The sequence below is a fragment of the Allorhizobium borbori genome (assembly GCF_014196535.1).
Taxonomy (GTDB): Bacteria; Pseudomonadota; Alphaproteobacteria; order Rhizobiales; family Rhizobiaceae; genus Ectorhizobium; species Ectorhizobium borbori.
Genome location: NZ_JACIDU010000039.1, coordinates 1 through 11,354, shown reverse-complemented (window position 1 = coordinate 11,354; position 11,354 = coordinate 1). Strand labels below are relative to the sequence as shown.

The following is an 11,354-nucleotide window of genomic DNA, read 5'->3' as shown; positions in this document are numbered from 1 at the left end:
ACGCGCCCGACCCTGGCGAAGAAATCCGCGACCGCCGCGCCATCCAGCACGTCGAGCTTCATCGGGCGCACATTCTTCTCGCCCGCCAGCGAAGCGAGTGCTGCCTCGTTCACATCCGTCGCGTAAACCGTCGCGCCCGCCGCCGCAAAGGCCAGCGCACTCGCCCGCCCGATCCCCTGACCCGCCGCCGTGATAACAACCGTCCGACCGTGAAGCGATGCCATTCCAATCCTCCCAAATTGTCATGTTGTCCGACAACATTTTGCGTCTACTATTGCCGGTGTTTGCAGCGCTGTGCAATCCCGAAACGGGGGAAACGGGTACGATTTTGCGCACGTCCCTGCGAACGGCGGCTGGTAATGGCAGCATAGCAAAAACGTCATGCCAAACCCGTGGATTTCAATTTGCCTGCCATGCTTGGACACACTATCTCAGGATTCATGGAGCATCGCCGGGGACAAAGCGCCCCTGCGACGGGAGGAGACGATAACATGGACATTCTCGATCACACGGGTTGCGAACTGGGTGAAGGCGCGTTCTGGCATCCGGAACGCGGTGAGTTCTTCTGGTTCGATATCATGGGTCGCAAGCTTTATTGCCATGATGGCGAGACGGTCGAGGCTCGCGATCTGCCGATGCTGTTTTCGGCGGCCGGCTGGATCGATCGGGAAACGTTGATCCTCTCCGGAGAGGAGGGGCTCTTTCGCTACAACCTCGTCACCAACCTGCTGAGCCCGCTTTTCCTCATCGAAGCGGATGATACGTCTACACGCTCGAATGACGGTCGGGCCGATCCCTGGGGCGGCTTCTGGGCCTCCACCATGGGCCGCAAGGCCGAGCGCGGCGCGGGCTCCATCTATCGCTACTTCAGGGGCACGTTGCGCAAACTCCACGAGGGTATCACCATTCCCAATGCCATCTGCTTCGATGCGGACCGCTCACTCGGCTATTTTGCCGATTCTGCCCGGCAAAAGGTGTGGAAGCAGGCGCTCGACAGCGAAACAGGCTGGCCGGTGGCTGCACCCGAGATATTTCTGGATCTGAAGGCGGACGGCCTCGTTCCCGATGGTGCGGTGACAGATGCGGAGGGCAATGTGTGGATTGCCCATTGGGGTGCCGGTATCGTCGCCTGCTACAGCCCTGATGGCGAGCGCATCGGCAAGATCGCGGTGCCCGCGACGCAGGCAAGTTGCCCGGCTTTCGGGGGCGAAGACCTCTCGACGCTTTATGTGACGACGGCGCAGGAAGGCATGGATGCGGCGGCGCTGGCCGCAGATATCCATGCCGGTAAAACCTTTCACCACAAAGTCGAAGCGCGCGGTGTGCCCGCGCCTCGCTTCATTCCCTGAGGCAACCTCAGTCGTAAAAGGGATCGGTGATCTTGCGACGGCCGAGCAGGAAGGCATCGGCGACATGGACGAGCGGCGAGGGGTCTAAATCCGACTGGCCGCTGGTCACCAGTTTCACGAAACGGGCGTAGAGATTGCGATATTCGCGGTCTTCCTCGGCCATTCTTTCCACGCCATCAATGGAAAGGCGGCTGCCGCCAAGCGAAAGCTTCAGCGCCCCACCATCGGTTTCGACGGTGATATCCCATGTCTGCGGGCCGGTCTGGCGGAAATCGAATTCTGCCGTGACAGGAACGCCGCTATCCGTGGAGAAGGTCAGGTCCGCTGCAATCGGTGACGCGCAGTTTTCCGGGAATTCCAGCGTGGCTTCGGTCAGGTGCATCGGTTCCGGCATGATGCGGGTAACGATGGACAGCGCATTGATACCGGGGTCGAACACACCGAGACCGCCCGGTTCCCAGATCCACTGCTGGCCGGGATGCCAGTAGCGCACGTCTTCCTTCCATTCGACCCTGACCGAACGGATCGCCTTGCCAGCCAGAAAGGCGCGGGCGGGTTCAACGCCTGCGGCCTCGCGCGAGTGCCAGGTGGTGAAGATGGTGAGGCCCTTTTCCTTCGCCAGGCGGCCGAGCGCATCGACCTCTGCTACCGACATGCCGGGCGGCTTCTCCAGCATCAGGTGCTTGCCGGCCAGAAGGGCGGCGCGCGCCTGCGCGAACCGGCCCTGCGGCGGCGTGCATAGCGTCACGGCATCGATCGCAACATCGCTCGACAGCAGGGCGTCGATATCGTGGAAATGCGGCAGGTTATCCAGGCCCGCATGGCGGCTGGCGACGGCGACGAGTTCGGCGCCTTCGGTGGCTTCAATAGCGGGCAGATGCTGGTCGCGTGCGATCTTGCCGAGGCCGACAAGGCCCAGTCGAATAGTCATGAATTTGTCCTCCGCGGCGGGCCTCGGCGGCAGCCGCCCTCTCTCGTTTTCGCGGCACGATAACGGCGCGGCGCAAACGGCGTCAATCCATTCGATGTTTCAAAAAAGATATTTTTTTCAATATGATAATTCTGGTATGCGAGCGCGCATTCTGGTTATGCGACAAGCGTTTTCACGTAATCGAAAACAAGCTTGAGGGAGAGGATCATCAGGGCGATCTGGATCAGCCGGAAGAACAGCCATTCGGGAATATAGCCGGTGATACGGCGACCGGCGACGGCGCCCAGCAGGGAGACCGGGGCAAGCCAGAGAACGAGCGTCGTGTCGAACCGGGAAAACTGCCCAAGCTGCCAGTAGGGAATGAGCTTCACGGCGTTGACGATGGCAAAAAGTATGGTCGTTGTGCCGGCGAAGGTCAGCTTGTCCAGTTGCTGCGGCAGCACATACATCTGGAAGGGCGGTGCGCCGGTGTGGGAAACGAAGCTGGTGAAGCCAGTGATTGCCCCCCAGAACACGCCCCGCGGCACGTCGGCTTCCCGTACCCTGGTACGAAACCGCGCGCCGAACCAGGCGTTCAGGCAGAAGACGATCCCGACCACCCCGACGAGAAAGCCGATGAACTCTGCTGACAGCGAGGCCGAGAAATACCAGCCGATCGCCACGCCGATGATTGAGGCCGGGGTCAGGATCACAAGATTGCGGGCCGAGAAGTGGTGCCGGTAGAGATAAAGTCCCACCATATCGCTGACCACGAAGATGGGCAGCAGCAGCGCGGCCGCCATCACCGGCGACATGACGATGGCGAGCAATGGTACCGCCGCCGCGCCGACGGATGGCAGACCGCCCTTGGACAGGCCAACCAGAAAGGCTGCGATCATGGACAGGGTGATGATGAGGGGCGTGTGTTCGATCATGGTCCGCCCCATAAAGCATGCCGCGCGAGAATGTGCAGCGGTTTTGCGATCACGATGTGCGAAAAGCAAAAAAACTGCAGTGCGGGCCTTTTGCCGGTGGCCTTGCGGAATCGCAAAAGCGCGGCACATGCGTCTAATTGCGCATTGGACTTGGGATCAAGGCTTGCGAATATGCCCGCATGGCGCGTTCCGGGAGGCTTATGGCGCGCCAGCCACCCTTGATTCGAAATGGAATTCCGCTTGTCGACTGTCGAGACCTTTCTGGAGAGCGTCCACCCGTATGACGGCCTTCCCCGCGCCGAGTTTGATCGCGTGGCGCGTGCCCTCGTGCGTCATGAAGTCTCGGCGGGAAGCGTCGTCTATCGCCACGGCGAAACGCTTGACGGTCTTTATCTCATCATGGAGGGCAAGGTTGAAACACGCAACGCATCGGATGCGGTGATCTCCGAGCTTGCGCCACGCGATCACTTCGGCGAGCGCGGACTTCTCGCCGGCGGTGCGGCGGCCACCAGCGCCATTGCCCGGATGGATACGGTTCTTCTGCTTCTGCCTGCCGATCTCTTCCACCAGTTGATGCGCAATGAGCCGGTTTTTGCCCGCTTCTTCGGGCGTCCGGTCATTCCTGTGGAACGTCCGACGGACATGACCACTCGCAAGGTCGGCGATCTCATGTCGAAGCCGCCGTTTATCTGCGCGCCGGGGGATACGGTGCGCCGGGCGGCTGAAATCATGCGCGATCGCAAGGTGTCGTGCCTCGGAGTGGTCGATGAAGAGCGCTTCGTCGGCATCCTGACGGTGCGTGATCTTTCAGTCCGGGTCATCGCCGCTGGGGTGAACCCGGAAGCGACGCCCGTTTCAGCCGTCATGACCGCCGATCCCGTCGGCCTGCATGGAGAGGATCTCGGCTCCGATATCCTGCACCTGATGCTTGAGCGCGGCATCGGTCACCTGCCGGTGGTTGAGGGTGAACGCCTTGTCGGTATGATTACGCAAACGGACCTGACCCGCTTTCAGGCGGTGTCATCGGCGCTCCTCATCCGCGACATTGCCAGCGCCGAACGTATCGAAGACCTGCAACAGGCGACGGCACGCATTCCCCGGCTTCTCGTGCAACTTGTGGGAGCGCATAATCCGCACGAGGTCGTGACCCGGCTGATTACCGATATTGCCGATGCCGTGACCCGGCGGCTGGTTGCCATGGCTGAAGACCGGTTCGGGCCACCGCCGGTTCCCTATCTTTGGCTTGCCTGCGGCAGTCAGGGGCGACAGGAGCAGACCGGCGTCAGCGATCAGGACAATTGTCTCATCATCGACAATGCCCTTGAGCCGGCGCAGAATGCGTGGTTTGAGAATTTCGCCCGCTTCGTCAGCGATGGGCTCAATGCCTGCGGCTATGTCTATTGCCCCGGCGACATGATGGCGACCAACCCCCGCTGGCGTCAGCCGGTTCGGGTGTGGCGGCAATATTTCCTCGACTGGATCATGCAGCCGGACCCGACGGCGCAGATGTTGGCCAGCGTGATGTTCGATCTACGGCCGATCGCAGGCGATGCTTCCCTCTTTACCGGCCTGCAGGCGGAAACGTTGGCGATCTCTGGCAACAGCCCCTTCTTCGTCGCGCATATGGTTGGGAATTCGCTGAAGCATGTGCCGCCGCTAGGGCTGTTGCGCGGGCTGGCGACGCTGAAGAGCGGCGAGCATCGCAACCAGATCGACATGAAGATGAACGGCGTCGTGCCGGTCGTCGATCTTGCCCGCGTCTATGCGCTGGTAAAGCGACTGCCCCCTGCCAACACCCGGGCGCGGCTGGTTGCGGCTGGTGAAGCGGGGGCGATTTCCGGTACGGAAGCCCGCGATCTGATCGCGGCCTACGATCTGATAGCCGAATACCGGTTGCGCCATCAGGCTGCGCTGGTGAGGGCCGGTAACCGGCCCGATAATTATCTGACACCCTATGATCTCGGTGAGTTCGAACGTTCGCAGCTTCGCGATGCCTTCGTCGTCGTTCGCACCATGCAATCGTCGCTTGCCCATCGCGGCGCGTTGCCGCTCTGAAGGAGTGCTGTCCGTGAAACTGAGCCTGCGCATCCGCATTCTGCTCTTCTTCGCAGCCATCGCCCTCGGCGTCATCGCGATGATTGCCGTGGGGCTCTGGCTCGCCCGCGCCTTGATCGTCGATGCGGCCGCTTTTGATGCCTTCATTCAGGGCGCCATCCTTGCCGTGGTCGGGGTCTGTCTACTGGTGGGTGTCATCGCCTATCTGTTCGACGCACATGTTGCCCGTCCCATCGAAGCTATAGCTTCGGCCATGCGGGCGCGGGTGCACGCCGATGTGGCGAAGGCCATGGACGCAGAACAGGCGCGTTATCTCGGTGATCTCGCCGCTGCCGCCTGCGCCACCACGGCGCAGCTTGTGGAAGGACGGGGGGCGCTGGCCGAAAGCATCGCACGGGAAACGACGCGCCTTTCCGCCGACAAGAGCCGGCTGGAGCATCTGCTGGCTGATGTGCCGCCCGCCGTGCTGCTCTGCACCGGGCGTCATCGGCTTGTGTTCTATAATGGCGTGGCGCAACGCCTGCTGGCTGATCCCGGACAGCCGGTCTGTCTGGATCGCAGCCTGTTCGATTATCTGGACGACGGCGCGGTGCGTAGCGCCCATCGGCAGCTTCTGGAGGCCGGTTCGCCGGAGGCTGTGGTGGAATTCGTCTGCTCGCCGCTGATGAGCACGCGGCGCTTTTCCGGGCGCATGCGCCTTGCCGCCGATAATGGCGGGGCCGAAGGCGCCTATGTCATGACGCTGCGTGACATGACGGCCGAACTCACGGCCTTTGCCCGGCGTGATGCGCTGCTTGAGGAAGTCTTCGCCCGTACACGCGCTGCTGCCCTGCCGGGCGGGCTGGAGGATGTGAATTCCGTTCTCGATGAACTGGAGGCGAAATACGAAAAGCTGCATGCCGATGACGATACGGCCTTTGCCACCCGGCTCAAGCCCGGCGATATTGTGCCGGCCGGGCGGCAGGAGCCGCTGCACTCCGTCGTCTATGATTTCGACCTACTGGCCCGGTCGCATCCCGACAGGATCACGCGGGCGCATCTCGATGAACTCGCCTATGTGGTGTTCGATACGGAAACCACCGGGCTGTTGCCGGATCAGGGCGATGAGGTCGTGCAGATCGCGGCGGTTCGCATCGTTGCGGGCAAGCGGGTGCGCGGTGAAGCCTTCGATCTTTTGGTCAATCCCGGTCGCCCCATTCCGCCGGGCTCCACAGCCATCCATGGCGTGACCGATGACATGGTAGCCGGCGCACCGCGCATTCTGGAGGCTGTTGAACGCTTCCACCGCTTTGCCGAAGGGGCCGTGCTGGTGGCCCACAATGCGCCGTTCGACATGGAGTTCCTCTACCGGCGCGAAAAGCAGATCGGCAAATCCTTCGTCAACCCGGTGCTGGATACCGTGTCGCTGTCGGCGGTCGTCTTCGGGCCGTGGGAAGAGCACTCGCTGGATGCGCTGACAGGACGGCTTGGCGTCGACCTGCCGGAAGATCTGCGCCATACCGCCCTTGGCGATGCGGTGGCGACGGCGGAGGTTTTCCTGAAGCTCAAGACCATTCTGGCTGGCAAGGGGCTGGAACGGTTCGAGGATGTTCTGACGGAAGTGCGCCGCCACGGACGGCTGGTGAAGGACCTGAACGCCAAGGTGGCCGTCTGAGGTTCAAGGTGCCGGTTTCGCGTGAATGTGCGGATGGCGATGGGAATGAACGTGGTCGTGAATTTCAGCGGGCTTCAGCCGTCCCTCCGCGAGGATGAGCGCGCGCGTGGCGATCTCAGCGACGAAGCGGTCATCATGGGAAACGAGGATGATTGCGCCGGGAAAGGCGAGGAGGGCCGCCCGCAGCCTTGCTCCGTTTTCCGCATCCACGCCGTTGGTTGGCTCATCCAGAAGCAGCACGTTGGGGCGCATGGCAAGAAGCCCGGCAAGGCAGACCAGCCGCTTTTCCCCGCCCGAAAGCCGGTGGGTGAAGCGTTCGGCAAGATGGTCGATGCCCAGGCATTCCAGCGTTTGCGCCGCGATCAAGCGGGCTTCCGCTTCAGAAGCGCCGGTGTTGAGCGGACCGAAGGCAACGTCCTCGATCACGCTCGGGCAGAAAAGCTGGTCGTCGCTTTCCTGAAACAGAAAGCCGATGCGCGGTCGCTTGGCGCGATAATCGCGCTCGCGCTTGCAGACGTCGCCGAACAGGATGACATCACCGGCATCGGGTTTTTCCAGCCCGACAATGCTGCGCAGGAGCGTGGTCTTGCCCGCGCCGTTTGCGCCGACAATGGCCAGCCTTTCGCTTTCGCCAAGGCGCAGGTCGATGCCGTCGAGGATGGCTTTCCCATCCCGGCTGACGCTCAGATTTTGCAGGCAAAGCGGCTCTGTCATGCCTTGTCCCATAACAGGAGAAGCAGGGTCGCGCCAACCAGCGCCGCGGTCACCGCCCAATCCGCCACAGTGGGTGCCATGAGCGCCGTGCGCGGAAAGCGTCCGGAATAGCCGCGCAGCCGCATGGCCTCCTCGACGCGGTCGGCCCTCTCAAGTGCCCTGACGAGGAGCATTCCCATGAGGTTGCCGTAGCTGCGCCAGGTGTGGCGGTTGGAGCGCGGGTGAAAGGCCCGCGCCCGCATGGCATCCTGCAGCCGCGCGAATTCGGCACGGACAACGCCGAGTTGGCGGGTGACGGTCACGAACAGGCGCACCAGCGGCTCGGGTACATGCAGGGCCCGCAACGCGTTGCCGAGATGCAGCGGATCGGTGGCGGCAAAGAGATGCGCCAGCAGCAGGACTGAGGCTGAGACCTTGGCGGCAAGCGTTGCCGCCCGCCACGCGCCCTCTATGCTCGCCGTCAGCGGACCAAGCGTCAGCAGCGGCGTACCCGGCATGGTGAAGGGCAATGTAACGAAGAGCAGGAGCAGGAAGCCTTCGAGATGCAGAAGTCGTTTCCACGGAAAAGGCTGGCGGCTGCCGACGTGAAGCAGGAGCATTGCAACCAGTGCGGTGAAGGCAGGTGCAAAACCGTGGACCGTCGTCAGCAGGGCCGGAAGGGCGAGGGCGAGGCCGATGCGAAGGCGTAGATCTGCCGGAATCGTCATGATCTTCGCCCGCGCGCCCAGAGCGCCATGCCGGCCAGACCCAGAATGAGGAAGACGCCGGACATGACGTCGGTAAAGCGCATGCGCGCATCCATGGTTTCGATGCGTTCCAGCAAGGGCGCGACCTGCCGCTCGACGGCAGCCTCGATCTGCTGCGCTGTAGCGCCTGCAGCGGGTGCCGGGTTGGTGTCGAGGGTTGGAGCTGGGGCGTCGTCGGGTTTGCCTTCGGCCATCGGCCCGAAACGCGCCGGCACAAGGGTTGTGGTGGCGATGTGTCCTTCGCCGGTATCGACGGTAATCGCGATGGTGGAGATGACGGCGGATGGAGCAGCGAAACTGTAGGCGCCGTTGCCATCCGTCTTGCCGGTGGCCAGCATTGCATCGGCCATCCTTGCCACCCAAGTCGCGCCGGCTGGGCGGCCACCGCCGATGAAGAACGCATAGCCGGAGACCTGAGCACCCTCGACTCTCGCGAAGACCCGCAGGCTATGGGCGGTGGCCGGACCGGCGATAGAGAGCGAAAGCAGGATAAGGAGGATGCGCGCCATGGATCGCTACTCCGCCGGTGCTGTGTTTTGGGGAAGAAGGGCCTGTGGTTGCACCCGCGTAAGAAAGGCGATGACGGTTGCCGTGACCGCCGCTTCGGCGATGGCGAGCGGAAGATAGGTCAGCAGCAGGATACGGGCGACGGGTGTGAAATCCGATGATGCTAGCCACAGGGAAAGCGCGACGAGGCCGCCGGTCGCAAAGGTGCAGAAAGCTGCGCCGACGGCGGCAATCGCTCCTGCCCGAAGCGGGGAGGATGCGCGTCGAATGAACGGTCCGAGCACGAGGCCGGTCAATGCACCCGGCAGGGCGATATTGACGGTATTCACACCAAGCGTCGTCAGGCCGCCGAAGCCGAAGAGAACGGCTTGCAGGATGAGCGCCACAAGCACGGCGGGAAAGACGCCTGGCCCGAGAATGATGCCCATCAACCCCGCCAGCAGCAGATGTACGCTGGAAGGGCCAACGGGAATGGACACCAGCGATGCTGCGAAGAAGACGGCGGAAAGAATGGCTATGCGGGGGATGGCGCGGTCATCGATCCGCCTCAGCGCCAGCCCCACCCCCGTGGCAGCCACGGCTGCGCCGCCGACGAGGACGGGAAGCGTCAGGATGCCATCGGGAATATGGGCCATCGGCTTATTGTCCCATCGGCTTGGCATTGACCCAGATGAGCGCGCCTTCCTCGACGGGAACGTCTTGGCCTTCCGGCGATTTCATCGGCTGGTCGGCTTCAAGAAGGGCGGCAAAGCCCCACCAGCCGGCGGTCGGCATGGCATAGTTGAAGGTGCCGTTGGCATCGGCCTTGATGACCTGGGTGATATAGGCGTCGTTCGGTGCCTTGATGCCCTTGTCGTTGATGAATTCGACTTCCACCTTGGCAAAGGGAACCGGTTTGCCGGCCTTGGTGACGACGCCGGAGAAGATATTGCCCGTCCACACGGCCGTTGGCTGGGTCAGCGGCCGGATTTCGACCGGCAGGCCCACCATCTCGTCCCAGCCTTCGCCAGAGGCAAAGCTGTCGACCACGACCTTGGCGTAGTGAACGATATATTTGCCTTCGGATGGCTCCCAATAGGGCTGCGGCGTGACGTGGAAGATCGCCGCGCCCGGTTCCGGCAGGTCGTAGGAAAGTTTCCAGGTGGTCGCGCCATCTGTGGACGCCGGGACGAGCCTGTCGGTTAGGTCGTTGCTCTTGCCGCCGGCAAAGACGCCAACCGAGGCCGGTCGCTTCATGTCCATCACGGGGCCACCCTCGAAGGGGTGGGTGAAAACGAGATCCAGATTAACTGCCCCGCCTTCCGGCAGCACATCCGCCGAAGGGATGATCTCCTGAAAATGGGCGGAAGCGGGCGGGACGAAGGCGCTGTACAGGGCGGCGGCCAGCAGGGAGCGAAGCAGCGGGCGAGGAAGCAAAAAACCCTCCGGGCGTCGTAGGACGTATTTGATTTTTATCTTACGAATTGTTTGTCGCAACCGCAGAGGTCGCTGACAGTCAGAAACTAGCATCAAAGTAAGTGTGATAAAATCAAAAAAAATCATACAATCTACGTCGATTGACGTAGAGCGCCGATGTCAGTGGGGTCTCAGTGGTCGTGGTCGTCGTGCCGGTGATGCGAATGGCTATGGAAATGGTGGTGCCCATCCTCGCCCTCGAGCGGCATGATATGTAGTTTGCCATACCGGACGCCGCGCTGGCTTGTTACGCTGTCGGCGAATTTGCGCAGATTGCCGGCGGTGCCGGAAAGGATGGAAACCTCAAGACAATTGTCGTGGTTCACATGCACATGTGTCGTGGCGATGGAAAGGGCGTGATGAGCGTGGTGATTGTCAGTGAGGCGGATCGGCAGGTCGCGAATACCATGGTCGTAAACATAGGTCAGCGTCCCGAAGCAGGGTTCGTCGCCATCGACCTGTTCTGCGGCGTCAATGGCTTCCCGCGCCAGCGCCTCGCGCGCCATGTCGCGGAAAATCTCCGAACGGCTTTTGTAGCCCCGCCTCGCGCTCAGCGCGTCGATTTCCTTGAGAAGGTCTTCATCGACCGTGATGGTGATGCGTTCCATGTGCGGTTCCGTTTCGACGCTGCCAGCTTGCGGGATGTTCAGGGAAGATAGCCGCTCTTGTGTCCGGCGGGAAGAAGCAGGCCCCAGCGCGTCCTGTCCTCCCCAACTAATGTAACTGAAACCCGCACCAGGCCTGACAAATGAAAAATTCCTTCGGAAGTCTAGGCACGTCGTGGTCCATGACAAACATAATACCCAAATGTACCGACTGACGATGAATTACACAGTGTTTTCTTGCCGTTTGCTCCGTTCAGCCATGTTGACGGTTTTCTGGCTGGCATCGACCCGAAGTCCAACGGGCCGGTGCGGCTTGCCCGCATGGGCGTTGAACCGCGCCGGATTTACCGGAGACCGTTTGGTTTAAGTTATGCGGCCATGGCCGGCTCGTCCAGCATGGCATAGTATCGTTCTTCTGCCTCGG

The 11,354-nt window shown here is 62.1% G+C and carries 12 protein-coding genes; 3 read left to right on the top strand and 9 right to left on the bottom strand.

Annotated elements, in window-relative coordinates:
* Nucleotides 1–224, bottom strand: a 224-nt coding sequence (locus GGQ66_RS22470) for an SDR family NAD(P)-dependent oxidoreductase (protein WP_183795907.1), incomplete at its 3' end; no start/stop codon positions are given.
* Between the two features lie 267 nt (nucleotides 225–491).
* Here GGQ66_RS22470 and GGQ66_RS22465 point away from each other — a divergent pair.
* Entirely contained in the window at nucleotides 492–1,349 is an 858-nt protein-coding gene (locus GGQ66_RS22465; RefSeq protein WP_183795906.1) for an SMP-30/gluconolactonase/LRE family protein, read from the top strand.
* Between the two features lie 7 nt (nucleotides 1,350–1,356).
* On the opposite strand, the gene GGQ66_RS22460 is transcribed toward GGQ66_RS22465, so the two are convergent.
* Together GGQ66_RS22460 and GGQ66_RS22455 are read right to left on the bottom strand one after the other, a co-directional pair.
* A complete protein-coding gene (locus tag GGQ66_RS22460; RefSeq protein WP_183795905.1) occupies nucleotides 1,357–2,280 on the bottom strand; it encodes a Gfo/Idh/MocA family protein in 924 nt (307 codons plus the stop codon).
* 155 nt (nucleotides 2,281–2,435) lie between these two features.
* Nucleotides 2,436–3,194, bottom strand: coding sequence for a sulfite exporter TauE/SafE family protein (locus GGQ66_RS22455; protein WP_183795904.1), 759 nt, complete (start codon nucleotides 3,192–3,194; stop codon nucleotides 2,436–2,438).
* Nucleotides 3,195–3,434: 240 nt separating this feature from the next.
* Between GGQ66_RS22455 and GGQ66_RS22450 the strand changes: the two genes are divergently transcribed.
* Both GGQ66_RS22450 and GGQ66_RS22445 read left to right on the top strand, forming a co-directional pair.
* Nucleotides 3,435–5,249: a DUF294 nucleotidyltransferase-like domain-containing protein gene (locus GGQ66_RS22450; protein WP_237359049.1), complete on the top strand. Its 1,815-nt coding sequence runs from the start codon at nucleotides 3,435–3,437 to the stop codon at nucleotides 5,247–5,249.
* 13 nt (nucleotides 5,250–5,262) lie between these two features.
* Nucleotides 5,263–6,903: a 3'-5' exonuclease gene (locus tag GGQ66_RS22445; RefSeq protein ID WP_183795901.1), complete on the top strand. Its 1,641-nt coding sequence runs from the start codon at nucleotides 5,263–5,265 to the stop codon at nucleotides 6,901–6,903.
* A gap of 3 nt (nucleotides 6,904–6,906) precedes the next feature.
* On the opposite strand, the gene GGQ66_RS22440 is transcribed toward GGQ66_RS22445, so the two are convergent.
* The 6 genes from GGQ66_RS22440 to nikR all read right to left on the bottom strand — a co-directional run bounded on the left by GGQ66_RS22440 (nucleotide 6,907) and on the right by nikR (nucleotide 10,933).
* Nucleotides 6,907–7,617, bottom strand: a complete 711-nt coding sequence (locus tag GGQ66_RS22440) for an energy-coupling factor ABC transporter ATP-binding protein (RefSeq protein ID WP_183795899.1) — start codon at nucleotides 7,615–7,617, stop codon at nucleotides 6,907–6,909.
* The gene (cbiQ, locus tag GGQ66_RS22435; RefSeq protein ID WP_237359048.1) at nucleotides 7,614–8,324 is read right to left on the bottom strand and encodes a cobalt ECF transporter T component CbiQ; all 711 of its coding nucleotides are present in this window, start codon (nucleotides 8,322–8,324) and stop codon (nucleotides 7,614–7,616) included. Before cbiQ ends, GGQ66_RS22440 begins: the two co-directional genes overlap by 4 nt.
* Nucleotides 8,321–8,872 carry a NikL family nickel/cobalt ECF transporter subunit gene (locus GGQ66_RS22430; RefSeq protein ID WP_183795897.1) on the bottom strand — a complete coding sequence of 184 codons (552 nt, stop codon included), beginning with the start codon at nucleotides 8,870–8,872 and terminating at the stop codon, nucleotides 8,321–8,323. The genes cbiQ and GGQ66_RS22430 overlap by 4 nt, the downstream gene beginning before the upstream one ends.
* A 6-nt stretch (nucleotides 8,873–8,878) precedes the next feature.
* A complete protein-coding gene (gene cbiM / locus GGQ66_RS22425) occupies nucleotides 8,879–9,505 on the bottom strand; it encodes a cobalt transporter CbiM (RefSeq protein WP_183795895.1) in 627 nt (208 codons plus the stop codon).
* A gap of 4 nt (nucleotides 9,506–9,509) precedes the next feature.
* Complete coding sequence (locus tag GGQ66_RS22420) at nucleotides 9,510–10,271, bottom strand: DUF4198 domain-containing protein (RefSeq protein WP_237359050.1); 762 nt, start codon at nucleotides 10,269–10,271, stop codon at nucleotides 9,510–9,512.
* Between the two features lie 185 nt (nucleotides 10,272–10,456).
* Nucleotides 10,457–10,933: a nickel-responsive transcriptional regulator NikR gene (gene nikR / locus GGQ66_RS22415; protein WP_183795891.1), complete on the bottom strand. Its 477-nt coding sequence runs from the start codon at nucleotides 10,931–10,933 to the stop codon at nucleotides 10,457–10,459.
* Between the last annotated feature and the right edge of the window lie 421 nt (nucleotides 10,934–11,354).